At 38.7% G+C, this 19084-nt stretch carries 16 protein-coding genes and 1 pseudogene; 7 read left to right on the forward strand and 10 right to left on the reverse strand.

Features of this window, described 5'->3' with window-relative positions:
- Positions 1-111: 111 nt before the first annotated feature.
- From gmk to bfr, 7 genes and pseudogenes are all read left to right on the forward strand, one after another.
- Complete coding sequence (gmk, locus tag BMW38_RS15800; protein WP_003653783.1) at positions 112-741, forward strand: guanylate kinase; 630 nt, start codon at positions 112-114, stop codon at positions 739-741.
- Between the two features lie 72 nt (positions 742-813).
- Positions 814-1092, forward strand: coding sequence for a DNA-directed RNA polymerase subunit omega (gene rpoZ, locus BMW38_RS15805; protein WP_002116990.1), 279 nt, complete (start codon positions 814-816; stop codon positions 1090-1092).
- A 65-nt stretch (positions 1093-1157) separates the two neighbouring features.
- Positions 1158-1262 (forward strand): annotated as a pseudogene (locus BMW38_RS19375) (hypothetical protein).
- Between the two features lie 39 nt (positions 1263-1301).
- Positions 1302-3407 carry a RelA/SpoT family protein gene (locus tag BMW38_RS15810; protein WP_005038306.1) on the forward strand — a complete coding sequence of 702 codons (2106 nt, stop codon included), beginning with the start codon at positions 1302-1304 and terminating at the stop codon, positions 3405-3407.
- A gap of 143 nt (positions 3408-3550) precedes the next feature.
- Positions 3551-3934: a RidA family protein gene (locus BMW38_RS15815; RefSeq protein WP_002116996.1), complete on the forward strand. Its 384-nt coding sequence runs from the start codon at positions 3551-3553 to the stop codon at positions 3932-3934.
- Between the two features lie 220 nt (positions 3935-4154).
- Positions 4155-4349 carry a bacterioferritin-associated ferredoxin gene (locus BMW38_RS15820; RefSeq protein ID WP_004639703.1) on the forward strand — a complete coding sequence of 65 codons (195 nt, stop codon included), beginning with the start codon at positions 4155-4157 and terminating at the stop codon, positions 4347-4349.
- 245 nt (positions 4350-4594) lie between these two features.
- Positions 4595-5059: a heteropolymeric bacterioferritin subunit Bfr gene (gene bfr, locus BMW38_RS15825; protein WP_005038304.1), complete on the forward strand. Its 465-nt coding sequence runs from the start codon at positions 4595-4597 to the stop codon at positions 5057-5059.
- Positions 5060-5102: 43 nt separating this feature from the next.
- Here bfr and BMW38_RS15830 read toward each other — a convergent pair whose 3' ends face one another.
- The 10 genes from BMW38_RS15830 to gltB all read right to left on the reverse strand — a co-directional run bounded on the left by BMW38_RS15830 (position 5103) and on the right by gltB (position 18941).
- Positions 5103-6731 (reverse strand): PglL family O-oligosaccharyltransferase, encoded by a 1629-nt coding sequence (locus BMW38_RS15830; protein ID WP_092709812.1) that lies wholly within the window; start codon positions 6729-6731, stop codon positions 5103-5105.
- 283 nt (positions 6732-7014) lie between these two features.
- Positions 7015-7284, reverse strand: a complete 270-nt coding sequence (locus BMW38_RS15835; protein ID WP_244524352.1) for a pilin — start codon at positions 7282-7284, stop codon at positions 7015-7017.
- A gap of 630 nt (positions 7285-7914) precedes the next feature.
- Positions 7915-8634 carry a TfpX/TfpZ family type IV pilin accessory protein gene (gene tfpZ, locus BMW38_RS15845; protein ID WP_092709815.1) on the reverse strand — a complete coding sequence of 240 codons (720 nt, stop codon included), beginning with the start codon at positions 8632-8634 and terminating at the stop codon, positions 7915-7917.
- A gap of 88 nt (positions 8635-8722) precedes the next feature.
- Positions 8723-9202 (reverse strand): pilin, encoded by a 480-nt coding sequence (locus tag BMW38_RS15850; protein WP_092709818.1) that lies wholly within the window; start codon positions 9200-9202, stop codon positions 8723-8725.
- A gap of 341 nt (positions 9203-9543) precedes the next feature.
- Positions 9544-10104 carry a TPM domain-containing protein gene (locus BMW38_RS15855; RefSeq protein ID WP_092709821.1) on the reverse strand — a complete coding sequence of 187 codons (561 nt, stop codon included), beginning with the start codon at positions 10102-10104 and terminating at the stop codon, positions 9544-9546.
- Positions 10098-11171, reverse strand: coding sequence for a TPM domain-containing protein (locus tag BMW38_RS15860; protein ID WP_092709824.1), 1074 nt, complete (start codon positions 11169-11171; stop codon positions 10098-10100). The genes BMW38_RS15855 and BMW38_RS15860 overlap by 7 nt, the downstream gene beginning before the upstream one ends.
- 24 nt (positions 11172-11195) lie before the next feature.
- A complete protein-coding gene (locus BMW38_RS15865) occupies positions 11196-11786 on the reverse strand; it encodes a LemA family protein (protein WP_003653797.1) in 591 nt (196 codons plus the stop codon).
- Positions 11787-11914: 128 nt separating this feature from the next.
- Positions 11915-12802, reverse strand: coding sequence for a metal-dependent hydrolase (locus tag BMW38_RS15870; protein WP_092709827.1), 888 nt, complete (start codon positions 12800-12802; stop codon positions 11915-11917).
- A 172-nt stretch (positions 12803-12974) separates the two neighbouring features.
- Positions 12975-14396: a glutamate synthase subunit beta gene (locus tag BMW38_RS15875; RefSeq protein WP_092709830.1), complete on the reverse strand. Its 1422-nt coding sequence runs from the start codon at positions 14394-14396 to the stop codon at positions 12975-12977.
- Positions 14397-14465: 69 nt separating this feature from the next.
- Positions 14466-18941: a glutamate synthase large subunit gene (gene gltB / locus BMW38_RS15880; RefSeq protein ID WP_170834079.1), complete on the reverse strand. Its 4476-nt coding sequence runs from the start codon at positions 18939-18941 to the stop codon at positions 14466-14468.
- Positions 18942-19084 lie beyond the last annotated feature (143 nt).

Genomic DNA, 19084 nt, shown 5'->3' on the forward strand with positions numbered 1-19084 from the left:
AATTAATAAAACAGGGGAATTTCTCTTGAATATTTGCAATTAAAACTATTCAGTTTAAACGCACGGTACACTACAATAGCGAAGATATTTTATCATATCAGGAAAAATATCATGTCGGGTCTATTGTTTGTCGTTTCTGCTGCATCAGGAACAGGCAAAACATCTTTGGTGAAAGCCCTGCTTGATCGTGTAAGCAATTTACATGTTTCAGTCTCGCATACTACCCGAGGTCAACGTCCTGGTGAGTTAGATGGTGTTCACTATCACTTCACTACAAAAGATGACTTTCTAGACCAAGTAAACCATGAAGGCTTTATCGAATACGCTGAAGTATTTGGTAATTACTATGGCACTTCTCAAGCAACTGTAAAACAACAGTTAGCTCAAGGGCACGATGTTCTACTTGAAATTGATTGGCAAGGTGCAGAGCAAGTACGCAAACTTTTTCCTGAATCCAAGCAAATATTTATTTTACCGCCAACACAGTTTGACCTACGTCAGCGTTTATCTAATCGCGGTACTGACTCAGTTGACGTCATTGAACATCGTTTAAGCTGTGCAGTTGAAGATATGCAGCATTACACGAACTTTGATTACATCATTATTAATGATGATTTTAATAAAGCCTTACATGAGCTTGAAGCTGTGATTACAGCAAACCGTTTAGTGTTATCCCAGCAAGCAAAACGTCATCAAACATTAATTCAAGACTTGATTACTCCTCAACCAAAACAGGAATAACTTGAGTCTGGATCGAAAGCCTTTTATACTGTTTAGTCTGTTCAAATTCACCATTCCAAAACGAGAACTTTTATGGCACGCGTCACCGTTGAAGATTGTTTAGATCATGTAGACAACCGTTTTGAGCTTGTGCTCGTTGCAAGTAAACGTGCTCGTCAATTGGCACGTCAAGGCATGGAGCCAACTGTAGAATGGGATAACGACAAACCGACTGTAGTTTCTTTGCGCGAAATCGCGGCAGGACACGTTACGAAAGAAATTCTTAAACAACGTGAACAAGATTATCAAACTTCTAGTCTTGATCTTGCTCTTTCTACAAACAGCTTGAATTTAGAAGGTTTTTCTTTCTAATTAATTCTGTTTCATAAAAAAACCATCGTTTTTCTGCGGTGGTTTTTTATTTGGCTTTATCTTGAATTTAAATATATTGAAAAAAGCAATTATTTTCATTGAAAAAAAAATACACTTTTTCAAATGAAAAAATTGACAAGTTCCGCAATATGCTTTTCATTAAGAAGTAGATAGATTTAGTTTCTCAGCATTAGGAAAAAGGGTGATTTATGCCAGGCGAAGAGGTCAGCCAAGCCAAGCAACAGCTTAAATTGATTATCGACCCTTACTTATCGGTAAGTGAGGTCGAGAAAGTGCTTGCTGCCTGTGATTTTGCCGATCTAGCGCATACTGGCATTACACGTAAAAGTGGTGAACCCTACATTCTGCATCCAATCGCTGTCAGCTGCATTCTTGCGAACATGCGTTTAGATGCTGAAACTTTAATGGCAGCACTTTTGCATGATGTTATTGAAGACACTCAATATACAAAAGAAGATATTACTGAAAAGTTCGGTCTGACAGTTGCTGAGCTGGTTGACGGTGTAACCAAACTTAGCCAGTCAAGTGATAAAGAATATAACAAGGCCGCCTCATTCCGAAAAATCTTGCAAGCGACCCTACAGGACCCACGTGTCATTATTATTAAATTAGCCGATCGCTATCATAATATGACAACTCTAGGTGCTTTACGTCCAGATAAACGCGCCCGCATTGCTCAAGAAACTCTTGATATCTTTGTGCCAATGGCAAGATTAGTCGGTATGAACGAAATGGGCGATAATCTAGAAAATCTTTGTTATCAAAATCTTGATCTTGATATGTTTGATAACGTGCAAAATGCACTACGTCAAACCAAACCAGAGCGATGTAAGTATCAAAGTATCTGGGAACAAAACCTCGCTGAACTTCTCCACAACTATCATATTCAAGGTCGCATTAAAAAGAAAAATAACAATATCGAATTATTACGCCATTTCGTTAAAAATGAGATGGATTTACAAGAGCTTACTCATAGTCATGCTTTTGAAATCGTTTTGCAAACAATTGCTGACTGTGATCGCTTAGTTGATGCTTTAAGAGAAAATTTTCAAGTCATCCAATACCAAGACCATATCCGTCGTCCCTTACCTGGTGGCAACCAATCTTTACTGATTAAACTTAAAGGCGAAAAAACCACACTCTCTCTTACTATTCAAACTGAGCTTATGCGTAAAGCTGCCCGTTTTGGGGTAGTGCTCGGTGAAAATGCACCACAAACTTGTCGCTCAGCCATTCAGGCCTCTATGCAAAACCTGAATACGCTTATCGATGGAGAATGTGCAAAAACAACCTTCAATGATTTATTAGATTACTTACATCAAGAAAAAATTTGGGTTTACACACCACATGGCCAACTCCATGAGTTACCACAAGGTGCTACCGTAGTTGATTTTGCTTATTCAGCAAGTTTATTTTTAGGTAACCATGCAGTTGGTGCAAAAGTGGATGGTGAGATTAAACCATTATCTACACCATTAATTAGCGGTCAGGTTATCGAAGTTATTACGGATGTTTTAGCAACACCAAATCCAGACTGGTTAAGCTTTATTAATACGCAAAAAGCGCGTCGTGCTTTACAACATGTTCTTAAAGATCAGGAAATTGAAGAACAGCGTCTTGTGGGTGAGCAAGCACTTTCTCGCGCATTAAAACTCTTCAATCGTTCGATCAGCGATCTCTCTGATGCTGACTGGTTAGATTTACTGCAGTGGCGTCATATCGATAACAAGAATACATTGTTTGAACAAATTGCGGTTGGTGACTTACTTCCTCAACTTGTGGCTAATCACCTATTTGCTCATGACAAACACCCTCAAGTAGAAAACTCAGATCGACTTATTCAGAGTACCGAAGGTATCGACGTTAAATATGCGCATTGCTGCAATCCAGTTTTAGGTGACCCAATTCAAGGGCACTTAACACGTCGTGGGTTAATTGTGCATCGCATCCGTTGTCATAACTTGCTACATGAACAACATCTACATCCTGAAAATATTATGCCGCTTCAATGGAAAGCAGATGATGTAGATGATGTACGTTTTACCGCCTACCTCGCTATAGATATGGCAATGAATGATGAACAGGTATCAGACCTGATCTATCAATGTCGTAAAAATAATGCTGGGGTAGAGATGGTTCATTCAAATGAGCAAAGAACTTTTGTCAATATTGTGGTGAACAACCGTAAACATATTGCAAAAGTCATCCGTGACTTACGTATGCATTATGGTTTCCCACGTATTGAACGTTTGGATGCTGCTAATCCCCAAATGGAAGTTTCAAAAGTAAGCTAATCTTTACAAGAGCTATTGGTCAGGTTTATGTTTCTTTAACAAAATCAAACTTTCCAAATTCACTTAATCAATTAAATCGATGATACTTTTGTCCAAACCTATCATCGATTATGATGGAAAGAGATTTAATCAAGGAGAACCGAATGTCCCGCCAAGTGATTCATACTGAAAATGCCCCTGCTGCTATCGGCACATACTCTCAAGCTATTTTAGTAGACAATACGCTATATCTCTCAGGGCAGATTGGTTTAGACCCATACAGTATGGAACTTGTAGAAGGTATCGAAGCTCAAATTCGCCGTGTATTTGATAATTTAAAAGCGGTTTGTGAAGCTGCTGGTGGTTCACTTGCAGACATTGCCAAACTTAATATTTTCCTAACCGATTTATCAAATTTCCAACTTGTAAACCAAATTATGGGTGAATATTTTGCTCAACCGTATCCTGCCCGTGCAGCATTAGGTGTAGCTAGTCTACCTAAAGGTGCATTAGTAGAGATGGATGGTATTGTTATTATCAATCAATAAGATACAAAATATTAAACACCCGAAATTAAAAAATATTTAGCTCTAAATTAGGTACCACCCTTGCGTAAAATCTGAACACCACTCAGATTTCCGCTTAGGTGGTATTTTTTTATCCAAAATCCCAATAATAATAAAATGATATTTTAAATGAATTTCATTGACAAACGATAATAATTATCAATAATATCAATTATCGCATTTATATTTGGGGATCACTCCCATGTACGTTTGCTTGTGTCGTGGCATTACCGATCAAGATATTAAAGACGCTGTTGAAAATGGCGCTGAAAGCTATCGTGAAATTCGCGACTTGCTTGATCTCGGTACTTGCTGTGGACGCTGTGCACCAGAAGCACGTGCTATTATTAGTGAAGAATTATCAGAAATCGCTGCTCGTATTTCCGTAGCTGCTTAAAAGAATTATAACCATTTAACCGTATTTATTAGCTCCTCCACCGCTTTTTGCGGAACGTTAATAGTTCCTCATTCAAGCGGTTTTTTTTGGCAGCAAACTCTCCTGTACTAATATTATGTTGTTTTTGATTGCGATTTTCATTTGCTGTTCCATAAACTACTCGCCATATCCATGATTGTTCACTAAAATGGTTTTATAGATTGCCTTAATTGGATTAAGGCAGAAATTGTTTTGGAGTAGCTACAATGAAAGGCAATCGTGATGTCATTAATCAGCTTAACCAAGTGCTGTATCATCATTTAACTGCAATTAATCAATACTTTTTACATTCACGCATGTTTAATGATTGGGGAATTGAACAGCTAGGTTCTGCCGAATATAAAGAATCAATTCGTCAAATGAAGCATGCAGACAAAATTATTGAACGTATTTTGTTTTTAGAAGGCCTACCTAATCTTCAGCATTTAGGTAAACTTTACATTGGTCAACACACAGAAGAAGTTCTACACTGTGACATTCGTAAAGTGAAAGAAAATATAGAAGCGATTCAGCAAGCAGTAGCTTTAGCTGAAACTGAGCAAGACTATGTGACTCGTGATCTCGTTCAAGAAATTTTAGAAAAAGAAGAAGAATATTGGGACTGGTTAGATACTCAGATTGACCTTATCGGCAACGTTGGCATTGAAAATTACATCCAGAGTCAGATGTAATTTCTCATAAAAAAATCCCCTTGAGTACAAGGGGATTTTTTTATTACTTTTCTTTTAATAAATCTGGTAGCGTTATTTTTTGCTTATAGAGATGCTTTAAAATTAATATTTGGCGCTGCGCCTGCTCTATTTTTCCATTATAAGCCAGCAATTTTGCATATTTACGTAAATTATAGGGAGTCGCTTTATTCTTTACTGAATTTCCCCACTCAACTAAATCAGCTTCAGGTAATTTAGTTTCTGGATTAAGTTCAATCCATTTTAAACGCTCTTCAAACTGCGTTAAAACAAAAATTTTACTGCTTCCCATGAACTCTGCATTTGGCTTTTTATTCTTATAAAGTAAATTACTATTCAGAACATAGACATTGTAATCACGTAAAATCGCAATAATAAGCAGTAAACTAACTATCCATATTAAGCGAAAAAGTTGCTTATTAAGTACAACTCCTTTGAGTACTGGAGTCTGTGCCTGAACAATACCAAGTAAAAAACCACAGGTAAGCAAGAAATAAGCATAGCGTTGTGGGAACTCGAACATGGCATGAATAAACACCGCACACACCATCATAATCGCTATAATTGAGATGGTTTCTTTAGCCTGTTGATTTAACCAAAGGAACCAACACGCAAAGTAAGCAATGATTACAGCAGCTAATGGAATACCATTCCAGATAATTAAATCAAGCAATAAATTATGGGCGCTATTAAACCATACATGTACAGTTCCATATTGAATACTATCGACTACAGCAACACTAGTTTGGCTCCACCCATACCCAGCCCATGGTTGCTGAGCTATAGCATGCAATATTTGTATCCACATACCTACACGCTCATGCCCTGAACCTGCCCGAGCAACAAACGTACTCGTTTCAGTAATCTCTGTATTTGTAGAGAATTCGATGAATTGAGTGATATAGGGTAAGATTAAGCCAGCAATTAAAAAAAATGTTAAGCACCACAAAAAGCCTTGAGCAAGTCCAAATCTTTTTTGCTTTTTAAACTGCTTAATCACCCAATAGATGAGTAAAAATGGAAAAACTATCCATGAAGTTCTTGACTGACTCAATGCGACCGTAAATAAAATAATGAGTGCTGAAGGCAATAACAACCAGATAGTTACTTTGTTCTTTTCATATAAATACAAACACCCTAATAATCCAATAATTAAAAAGGTTGCCATATTATTGGGTTGACCAAAATTACCGTAAGGACGATTACCCAGCAACTTAAGCACATACGGAATATGAGACTCGATATTCAACCATTGGCAAATTGCAATGAAACTAGTAGCAAGGGATACAATAATTACGAGTAAGCTAAAACCCGAAAAGATTTGATCTCGCTTTTGTTGATCTAAAGACAGGTTGTAACCAGCTAAGACCATAAACCAAAAACCTAGCAAGTAAAATGAACTCAATAAAGCTGTGCTCAAATCAAAAACTAAACCACCCCCCCACTGCACTATTGGAATTAAAGTAAATGGTAGCAACAATAGTTGTGCTCTAGGAATTTTAATATTTTGCTGAATTAGAGCGGCTAATACACATAATCCAGCCCCAAAAGTACTCACTTCACTTGAAAACATAACCCAAGGGCTATAGTGAAATGGAGACAACCATGCAAAACCTAACAGAATTGCAGCGAGGAATAGGAAGAATACTTGCATAGTAAAAGGTTAGAGGCTAAAACTTGAAAGAATTATACATGGAAGAGAGTAGGAAGAATTCGCTTCCATGTATATCTTTCCGTTCCGTTTAGAAACTTGTTCATATGACAATAAACTTAAATAATTTTTATCATTGGATTTAATTTTTACTATTGTATTTATTTTATAAAACTTCAATACATACAATTTGGATTAGCGCCTATGTTCTAAAAGATACAAAAGAAAATATCTAATAATCAATAAAAATGCACTCAATTGAGTACATTTTTTCTTGAAAAGCAACTTATGACGTAGCCCTTAATGCTGTAACAACACTACATGACTTCCCAGCATATTTTCCATCAACAGTTGTTTCGCAAGTCCATGTACCATCTTCTGCATGGTGTAATTGAACTTTTTTACCTTTGATACCTGAGTTACCAGTATTAAAAATAATAACAATATTACCTGTACCTTTCGTTGTTGATTTCTGTTCAAGTGTAATTGCATCAAAAGAAAGCTGAACAATCCCTAAACCCTCTTTCATACGTTGATCAGGTAAATATGCTTTCAAGCTCTAGTTTTTGTATGGATAAGTTACAACCTAGTACAAAACTTAACCAAAAGCCGAGGACAAATAGCATACTGAGCAATGCTTTATCAAAGAAAAATAATTCACCCCAGACGTATTGTAACATCGGTACAATCGCCAAGATTACTAACGGTAAACGGATAACAGGTAGTTTAATTTTTCTTTTAAATAGAGCACAGCCAGTGCTAAGAGTGATAAAAAGGCAAATAACTCACCTGTATATGTTACCCAAGGACGGTAATGAATAGGCAAAAGCCATGCTAGTGCAATAAATACACTCGCTAAAAGCAGGAGAAAGAATTTCATATTTCAAGCGACAAAAGGAACTGGCTCTATGATAGATAAAATTTTTCTTTCTTAAATACTCCAATGACGTTCAACTAAGATTAATTTAGGAAAGAAGCAAGATATCAAATTTATGCTTTTTAAGTGAAAGCCTTCCCAGTATCGCATTGCAGTAAGCCTTAAATGCTCTCCATCCGAATTTTCCAGAGAACTTTAAAATACAAAAAATCAGTTTTCACATAAGAATATAATTTTAGATTGGTTATGGTTAACCAATCTAAAATTTAAAAGAATTAACTAAAATTTAATTATTACCTAGAGTCATTTCTAAAATTTTAAATCTACTATCGCCATAATCTGAGCCTTATCAATATTCATTAATACAACCATATTCTGTGTTGTAGCCCGTAAAGGAAGCCACCCTTGAGCGTTGGGGTATTTTAAAAGTAAATCATCAATTTTTTTCTTTTGGTTTTTTTTATATAATTCATTAATGTTATGAATATTTTTTTTAATATTTACATATTCATCTTTAAGTAAAATATATTTTTCAGGTTGTTGAATAAATGAAATAGCTTTAGCCTTTTCTTTATTTACATTCATTTCATTAAGATTCATTGTTTTGACCGCAGCAATTTCAGGTCCAAACATAGGTATTTTTTGAAACTTAAGTAGAGCCTTCCCCATATCGTCCTTAATAATTTCAACTCTTTGAACCAAATCAATATTACCTTGATTATATACAAGCCAAACAGGTCTACCTTGTGATAAGTTATAAAACCCAAATAAAAATGCGACAATTTGGAAAAAAATTATCACTGACAAATCAAATCTCAATGTTTTTTTTTCAACCTTATAAATAATAAAACATAAGATTGGCCCAATAATTAAATCTATTATCACTATCATTATTACAATATTAGTAACACCTAAAGCCTGAGCTAATGGATATGGATACCATACCTTAAAAACCCAAAAAAGTAATAATAGAGCACTAAACAAAGAACAAGAAAAATGAACCAAAAAAAATTTTAATCGACTAGACATATAAACCTTAAATATTTCATAATTTAAAATTGACGCTATAAAAACAAAACCAGCTTAATAGCTGGTTTTGTTTATTTCTAGTTCCAAATTATGGACAAGATGCTGGACGATATTTTGATAAAACAGTCGTAGAACAAGACCATGTACCATCAACCGCACGCGTCCAAGTTAAAGTATTTTGGCTTCCTGTCTGTAAATCACCCGCTGCACCGTTACCAAATGTAGCAACAATTGTGTTAGCTGCAGCAGTAACTAATGGTGAAGTAACCTGCGCTACACCTGTACCTGTAGCAACTGCTGTAGAACCATCCTGTTTAGCACCGGTCTGAAGGTTAGAACCAGTTGCATCTAATTGGCACTCATTACCAGCCTGACCAAGTGTTAACTTGCCATTCAACAAACAGTTATCAACTGCTGTTTTCATGTTACCTGCTTCACCCATAACACGTGTTACTTGTGAACGTGCAATATAATTTTGATAAGAAGGAATCGCAATTGCCGCCAAAATACCGATAATCGCAACCACGATCATGAGCTCAATTAATGTAAAACCTTTTTGTGCATTCATAGCCTTTTTCCCCAAAGATTGTATGTATGTTTTTATTTAAGCTTTTTCAGCTATTAACTATATTGCAGCATCCATGCCAACTTTTATTTTACTTATAAAACAAAAACTTATACTAATTTTTCAATTTACTAAATACAAAATCACTGTAAATAACTGACAAAAATTGTCATATATCTTTTCACTACAACTTATCACAGATCATAAAAAGTAAACCAAACTCATCAAATTTTATATTAGTTTTGTGAACAAATTCTCTTTAAAAATAAATAAATAGGTGACATTTTTTGTCAATCACCTTTAAAAAATAAAAACTATGAGATATAGAAATTTTAGACAATAATTTAATTAATAATAATCGGGGCATTTCCCAATTCATTCGATTGATCTGGCATGTTTTCATCATAAAAACGTGACATCACCTCTCCAATTTGATGAACACCAATCACTACAGCTTGCTGATATTGTTTTTGTTTAAGTTGTTGCACGATAGAATCACAAATCTGTTGCCAGACTTGATCATTAGTGGCATTTCTAATACCGCGGTCAAATATAATTTCTACTGTACGTTCACATAAGTTTAAATAAAGTAGTACTCCACTATTTAACGCGGTGTCCCAGACCCCTAACTCTGCAAACAATTGTTGCGCTCTCAATCGGGTATTTTGTCTATAGGCCTGTGAACATGGAATATGGCCTTCAATTACAACCTGTATTTCGCCAACATGTCCATGTTCTGCTTGTTGTACCGCATCAGCAATCGTCTGCTTATCTTGTTTTGAAAAATAACGGCTACTGGCTGGCAAGTAACAGAAATGTTTAAACCAGCGTTTTAGACTTGGCTCTACAGATTCCTCAATTTTTGGCTGAGTAATAATTTGTGTTGTTTCTGATGTTGTTACCATGAGCCTGAAGCACCTCCACCGCCAAAACGACCTCCCCCGCCTCCATAGCCTCCGCCACCGAAGCCTCCTCCACGTCCACCACCACCGGAGCCACTCAGAATGGCCTGTAAAATAAGTTGAGCAATTGAGGTAATGAGTAAAAAGAAGATTCCAAAACCAAGTAATAAGCTAGTCACTAGACCTGCACCATTTACAAAACCTGCTACCGCAGCAGCAACGCCCGCAGTAGATGCACTAAGAGGTCGTCCTACAATAAATGACCCTACAATTCCGGCAACAAGAATAAATAGAGCCATTGTGAGGGTTGTTTGTTTGGCTTGTTGCTCTTCTGCGGCTTGGTGTTGCCGTTCTTTTAAATCTTGAGCAGCTTGCTGAGCGACTTCTGGATCAAGATTAAGAATTCTTCCGATTTCATCAATGCCTGCATTTAAACCTTGAGCATATTGGGCTTGTTTAAAATAGGGTGTGATTTGGTTTCTAATAATTCGACTCGAGACAATATCTGGTAATACGCCCTCTAAGCCATATCCGGTTAAAATTTGTATACGGCGGTCATTTACCGCAACCGCAATGAGCAATCCATTATCGCGCTTCGCTGAACCAAGTTGCCATTTTTCACCTACACGTAGTGCATAATCAAAGATATCTTCTTGCCCTGTTGTAGGAACAATAACAATACCGATTTGTGCTTTGCCTTGTTGATATAAACTTAGAATTTTTTGGTCGAGCTGCTGCTTCTCTGCCTCGCTTAATATATTTGCTTGATCAATAACAGGCTGATTTAAGGTTGGCAAACCACGAATCGATTCACCATCTGCCATATCGTTGGCGACTTGAGCTTGGGGAGCTACGCCAGAAGCAGACTGTTCACTTTTAGAAGTGGAAGCTTGAGCCTGCTGCTTCTGAATAATTTTGCCCGCTACAATGGTGCCAGTTTCATCAGTAGCAGTTGCAATATTAGTCTCACTCCATGCTGCACTCTGAAAAAGAACAACGCAACAGAGCAAAATTAAGGTAATAACAAATACCTTAATTTGCTTAAGCTGAAGCAATATATTATTTCTCATGCAGCACTCCTTTGATTCTTAAAATTAATCAAAAGAAACTTTTGGTGCCTGCTGTGCAGATGCTTCGGCAGAGAAATTGGCTTTTGGATGCATACCAATTACTTTTGCAGTCACTGCTTGCGGGAACTGGCGTACATATCCGTTGTAGTCTTGCACTGTTGTAATATAACGATTACGAGCCACAGCAATACGGTTTTCTGTTCCTTCTAGTTGAACTTGTAGCTCTTGGAATTGGGTATTGGCTTTTAAATCTGGATAATTTTCAGAAACAGCAATCAGACGAGATAAAGCCCCTGTTAATTGACTTTGAGCCTGTTGGTATTTTTCAAGTAAAGCTGGGTCTTCTAGAACTTCTTTATCAACCTTCAAACCAGCAACATTCGAACGTGCCTGTGTAACCTCGGTTAATACTTGTTCTTCATGCTTAGCATAACCTTTTACAACATTCACAAGGTTTGGTACTAAATCTGATCGACGTTGATATTGGTTTTGAACTTCAGACCAAGCTGCCGTTACTGCTTCATCTTTTACTTGTAAAGTGTTATAGCCACACCCTGAAAACAATAAGGTACTGGCAAGTGTCGTCGCGATCGCGAGTTGTTTCAATGTTTTCATCGTCACATTATCCTCAAGTTTTTCTTTATATTTTTAACCTCTTTCCTCGATTGTATGATGATTTTGGCATTATTGTGTTGCTTTTATTTTATTGATTTAAAAACCGGATCTTTCAATCCGGTTATTCATTAACTTAATAATTGATCTTTTTCTTGTTGAAAACTTGCCATTCGATATTCATCTGCCAAAGAACTTTTCCAGTAATCAACCATACGGCCATAATCCTTTTGACTTGGATGGAAATCTTTTTTGTAATATGCGAAATATTCCGGCATGAGCTGGACAAGCATTTTAACCAGCAAATATAAACCAAATAAATTACCTCCAATTTTAGGTAAGCTATTCCATTTATCCTGCCAAAATAAGCGGGTTGTTCCATAAAAAGCAATACTGGCAAATCCTGTAGTAACACTACGCATGAGTAAGCGGCGAATACGATCATCCCCATACACATGCTGATAGACATCGAACGCCACTGAACGGTGCTCAATTTCTTCAATCGCATGCCATACCCAAAGTTTTAGTGCATCTTGATCTAACGTTTTTAATAACTCTGGGTGCTGTAAAACATATCCTCCAAGTAGAGCAGTAAAATGCTCAAAAGCACAGGTAAGGGCCAATTGCAGTTTAGGAGGAATCGTTCTTAAATATTTATCACGCTGATTTAGCCAGTTTTGGAAACTGTCCAGATTATAATCATCACGCCGCCAAGCTTCATTAAACTCATCATGCGCTTTAGAATGCATTGCTTCTTGCCCAATAAAAGCGGCAATTTGAGCCTGTAATTGTGGATCGGAAACCTTATCACGTACATTGCGCACGCTATTTACGAAAAACTGCTCTCCTACAGGAAACGTTGAAGATAGTGCAGTTAAAAAGTGAGACATAAGAGGAGAATTCGCGAAATAGTGCCGCTTGATCGCCTTAGGATTAAATTCAAGGCGACGCACAGTAATACCCAACGCTTTTCGACGATTTAAATATGATTTTTCTGCCGTCATACCTGCGATGTTCATATTCAACACCTATTGTATTGAAGAAGGAAGCTTTGAGTATGTCGCGAGCTTGGAAGGCTAAAAAGGGCAAAAAAGCTTATTGTATTTGCCAAAAACGTCAAAGTGACTAGCGGTAAAAATAAAGCCTGCATCAAGCAGGCTTTATTAAAAACTTTAAAAATAGTTTTTTAGCTTAAACACCGAGGTAGTCTAAAATTCCTTCAGCAGCTTGGCGGCCTTCCCAAATCGCAGTCACGACAAGGTCTGAACCACGCACCATATCGCCACCAGCAAAGATTTTCGGGTTCGATGTCTGGAATTTGAACTCTTGCTTTTCAGCTGCCACAACACGGCCTGAACCATCAAGATTAATATTCACGTTACCAAACCAGTCAGCTGGACTTGGGCGGAAACCGAATGCAAGTAAAACAGCATCAGCCGGTAAAATTTCTTCAGAACCTGGAACTGGTTCAGGGCTACGACGGCCACGACTATCTGGTGCACCCATTTGAGTCGTTACGACTTTAACGCCTGTCACTTTGCCATTTTCGCCTACGATTTCGATCGGTTGACGATTGAACAAGAATTTCACACCTTCTTCATAGGCATTTTTTACTTCACGTGCAGAGCCTGGCATGTTGCTTTCATCACGACGGTATGCACACGTTACATCATGAGCGCCTTGACGTAATGAAGTACGGTTACAGTCCATCGCAGTGTCGCCACCACCAAGTACAATCACTTTTTTACCATCTAAGCTAATGTATTCACTTGGATCTTTTTCCCAACCTTGGCAACGATTTACGTTAGAGATCAAGAAATCAAGTGCATCATAAACACCTGCAAGATCTTCACCTGGGAAACCGCCCTTCATGTAGGTATAAGTTCCCATACCCATGAATACAGCATCATATTCCGCAAGTAATTCATCAATGGTGACATCTGTACCAATTTCAGTATTTAAGCGGAATTCGATTCCCATACCTGTGAAAATTTCACGACGGCGCTTCATTACATCTTTTTCCATTTTAAATTCTGGAATACCGAATGTAAGTAAGCCACCAATTTCAGGACGCTTATCGAATACAACTGGCTTGACACCACCACGAGCTAAAATATCCGCGCAACCTAGACCTGCTGGGCCAGCACCAATGATTGCAACTTTTTTGTCAGTCCATTTCACGCCTGACATATCTGGACGCCAACCTAAAGCAAAGGCTGTGTCGTTAATATATTTTTCAGCATTACCAATAGTCACGGCACCAAAACCATCATTTAAGGTACAAGCACCTTCACATAAACGGTCTTGTGGACATACACGACCACATACCTCAGGTAATGTGTTGGTTTGATGGCAAAGCTCAGCAGCTTGGAAAATTTGGCCTTCAGCGATGAGTTTTAACCAGTTTGGAATGTAGTTATGTACAGGACATTTCCATTCGCAATATGGGTTACCACAACCTAAACAACGGTGAGTCTGATTAGCGACAGTTTCCGATGTAAAAGGTTTATAAATTTCCACAAATTCTGCTTTGCGGACAGTAATATCTTTTTTCTCTGGATCTTGGCGTGCTACATCCAGAAATTGAAAGTCATTATTTAGGCGTTCTGCCATGTCTCTCTCCGTGGGTAGGCGCGGATTTCACTGTTGCCCGCACCTGCCTATGTCGTTGCAGTCGTGGAATTATTGTGGATCAGCTTGTGTTGTTTTCAAAAGCGTTTGCAAATTAGCAGCCTTTGGTTTCACAAGCCAGAATTTACGGCTGTAGAAATCGAACTCATTGCGGATTTTATAAGCCCAAGCACTACCTGTTTCTTTGATATGCTCATCAATAATACGCAACAAGAACTCTTTATGATCTTCCATAGATTCTGTTGAAATACGATTTAAATCAATCAATTCGTGGTTGTAGTAATCTACAAAATCATTGTCAAGGTCAAGTACATAAGCAAAACCACCAGTCATGCCCGCACCAAAGTTATGGCCTACTTTACCAAGTACAGTCACAACACCACCTGTCATATATTCACAGCAGTGATCACCAGCGCCTTCAATTACAGCAAATGCACCAGAGTTACGAACTGCAAAACGCTCACCCGCTGTACCCGCTGCAAAAAGCTTACCGCCAGTTGCACCATACAAACAGGTATTACCAATAATTGCTGTGTTTTGTGTTTGGAAAGGCGAACCTTGTGGTGGGAAGATTGAGATACGACCACCTGCCATACCTTTACCCACATAGTCGTTTGCATCACCTTCAAGACGGATGTGTAAACCACCAGCGTTCCATACACCAAGCGACTGACCAGCAGTACCAGTTAAGTTCATTACAACAGGATGCACTTCCATGCCTAAGTTGCCGTAGCGACGAGCAATTTCACCTGATACACGAGCACCGATCGAACGGTCACAGTTCACAACTTTAAAGTTGAACTGACCGCCAGCACTTGATTCAATTGCAGGAAGCATTTCTGCAACCATTTTCTCAGCCAATACACCTTTATCAAATGGTGCATTACCTTGTACTTCACAGTACTGTGCTTTACCGTCAGCAGATGGATGCGAGGTTAACAATGCACTTAAATCAAGATGAGCATGCTTTTCAGTTTCACCCGGTAATACTTCAAGTAAATCAACACGACCAATTAAGTCTTTCAATGAAGAAACACCTAAAGCTGCCAACCATTCACGCGTTTCTTCCGCAATAAAGTGGAAGAAATTGATGAGCATTTCTGGCTCGCCAATATAGTGCTCTTGACGTAAGTGATCTTGTTGAGTTGCAACACCGGTTGCACAGTTGTTCAAGTGACAAATACGTAGATATTTACAACCTAAAGCAATCATTGGTGTTGAACCGAAACCAAAGCTCTCAGCGCCCAAAATTGCTGCCTTGATCACATCAAGACCTGTTTTTAAACCACCATCAGTTTGTACCCGTACCTTTCCACGTAAGTCATTAACACGGAGTGCTTGGTGCGCTTCACTCAGACCTAACTCCCATGGAGAACCCGCATGGTGAATTGATGAAAGTGGAGATGCTGCTGTACCACCGTCATAACCAGAAATGGTAATGAAGTCTGCATATGCCTTAGCAACACCTGCGGCAATTGTACCCACACCCGGTTCAGATACCAGTTTTACTGACACCATTGCTTTCGGGTTAACTTGTTTCAAGTCAAAAATTAACTGAGACAAATCTTCAATTGAGTAAATATCGTGATGTGGTGGAGGTGAAATCAGCGTTACACCCGGTACAGAGTAACGTAAACGTGCAATTAAGCCATTTACTTTACCACCTGGTAACTGACCGCCTTCACCTGGTTTTGCACCTTGAGCAACTTTAATTTGCAATACTTCAGCAGAAGTTAGGTAAGCAGGTGTTACACCAAAACGACCAGATGCGATCTGTTTGATTTTCGAGTTACGAATTGTGCCGTAGCGAACAGGATCTTCACCACCCTCACCAGAGTTTGAACGACCACCAATCGTATTCATCGCGATTGCAATTGCTTCATGTGCTTCTGGAGAAAGAGCACCTAAAGACATACCTGCCGAGTCAAAACGAGGCAAGATATCTGCAACTGATTCAACTTGCTCAACCGGAATCGAATTCGTTGTTTTTAACTTAAATAAGTCACGAATGGTTGCAACCGGACGGTTGTTAACCAACTCAGCATATACTTTAAAGTCTTCATACTTACCAGAGCGAACAGCCGTATGTAATGAGTTAATCACGTCTGGGTTGAACGCATGGTATTCTTTATCAAATACGAATTTAAGCAAACCACCCTGATCAATCGGTTTACGATTTGACCATGCTGTAGCTGCTAATTTTTTCTGGTCTTTTTCAAGGTCAGCAAATGTTGCACCCTGAATACGGCTTGGAACACCCAAGAAGCACTGGTCTACGACTTCAGATGACAAACCTACTGCTTCAAAAAGCTGACCGCCACGATACGAAGCAACTGTAGAGATACCCATTTTTGAAAGAACTTTTAATAAGCCTTTCTCAATCCCTTTACGGAAGTTCGCTTGCGCATGGATTGGATCACCTAAAAGCTCACCTTTAGCAATCAAATCATTAATCACGTCATATGCAAGGTATGGGTAAACTGCGGTTGCACCGAAACCAAGTAATACCGCAAATTGGTGCGGATCACGTGCAAAACCAGTTTCAACCATAATGTTTGCATCAGTACGCAAACCAGTTTTAATGAGGTAATGGTGTACCGCACCTGTTGCAAGTGCTGCATTTGCAGGCAAGAAACCTTGGCGAATATTTTTATCAGTTAAAACAATTAAAGTTTTACCATCACGAACGGCTTGTGCTGCTTCTTCACAAATACGTGTAATCGCCGCTTGCAAACCCTCTTCTTCAGCATAGTTCAAATTGATGTCAACAGACTCATAGCCTGCACGATCAATACTACGGATTTGCTGTATTTTTGAGTTAGACAGAACAGGGCTCGAAATAATGATTCGATCTGCGTGCTCTGGACCTTGCTCAAATACATTCTGCTCACGACCTAAACACGTCTCAAGGGACATTACAATCGATTCACGTAATGGATCGATTGGAGGGTTAGTCACCTGTGCAAATTGTTGACGGAAATAATCAGTCACATGACGTACTTGACGAGACAATACAGCCATTGGCGTATCATCACCCATAGAACCTACAGCTTCCTGACCACTTTCAGCAATGGGACGCAATAACTGGTCACGCTCTTCAAATGTCACCATAAACATTTTTTGAGCTGCTTTTAAAGCATCGCCAGTTAAACCTTGATCAACTAATTGTTCTTCAAGTTCAGGATTAGCCTTTAAGCGAATTGCATGATCACGCAACCATTCACGGTACGGACGCATGTTTTTAAGATGAGTGTTTACATCTTTAGTATCAAGCACTTTGCCTGTTAAGGTATCAACTACCAAAATTTGGCCTGGACCTACACGGCCTTTAGAAACCACATCTTCAGGTTCATAGCCCCAAACACCAATTTCAGATGCTAAGGTAATGTAATCATTTTTGGTAATTACCCAACGTGCAGGACGTAAACCATTACGGTCAAGCATACAGATTGCATGACGACCATCTTGAATTACCAAGCCTGCAGGACCATCCCAAGCTTCCATGTGCTTAGAGTTGAACTCATAGAATGCGCGTAAGTCCGCATCTAAAGTTTCTACGTTTTGCCAAGCTGGTGGTACGAGCATACGTAACGCACGGAATAAATCCATACCGCCGCCGACCAAGATCTCAAGCATATTATCTAAGCTTGATGAGTCTGAACCAGTACGGTTCACCATCGGGTTAAGTTCAGTTAAGCCCGGCAACAATGGATTTTCAAATTTAGGAGTACGTGCTAATGACCAGTTACGGTTTGCTGTAATGGTGTTAATTTCACCATTATGAGCAAGATAACGGAAAGGCTGAGCCAACGGCCAACGTGGTAAAGTGTTGGTCGAGAAACGTTGATGGAACACGACGATATGTGATTTTAAACGTTCGTCTGCCAAGTCTGTATAGAACTCAGCAATCGCAGCAGGCATCATTAAGCCTTTATAAGTGATCACTGTAGAGCAAAGCGTAGTCACATAAAATAACGGATCTTTTTGTAATTGTTGTTCCGCACGGCGACGCGCCAAAAATAGCTTACGGTTGAACTCAACTTCGGTTACACCCATTGGACAGTTCACAATGACCTGTTCAAAAGCAGGTAAAGATTGAAGTGCAATTTCACCTAGTGCATCGTTATTTGTAGGCACAACACGCCAAGCCAGTACGCGTAAGCCTTCTGCTTCAATTTCTTTATTTAAAATATTTTTAGAATGTTGCGCTAATGCCGGATCAATATTTAGAAATACCGTACCCACAGCAAAAACTTCGCTCAGTGTAATATCACTCAGTTTTTTTGCTTCATCACGAAAAAATTGCTTTGGCATCGCCAATAATAAGCCGCACCCATCTCCCGTCTTGCCATCTGCGGCAATACCACCACGGTGCGTCATGCAACTTAAACTGTGAATCGCGGTTTCTACAAGATGATGACTTGATTCACCCCTCATATGGGCAATCAGTCCAAAACCACAGTTATCCTTAAACTCATCAGGCTGATATAAACCTTGAGCGGGAGCTACAGTATTAGGCGATGGCATGTGCATAGCGTACCCTTCTTTCAATAAGGCTCTTTCGAGCGTCAAACAAACAACTTATTTCTGCGATATTGCCTACGGACGATAGTTAGCTCAATGTTTCGCAAAAAAAAATTTTGGGCTGATAAGCCAATATACGCTGTTCC

It is taken from the genome of Acinetobacter sp. yr461 (genome assembly GCF_900110445.1).
GTDB classification, from domain to species: domain Bacteria; phylum Pseudomonadota; class Gammaproteobacteria; order Pseudomonadales; family Moraxellaceae; genus Acinetobacter; species Acinetobacter calcoaceticus.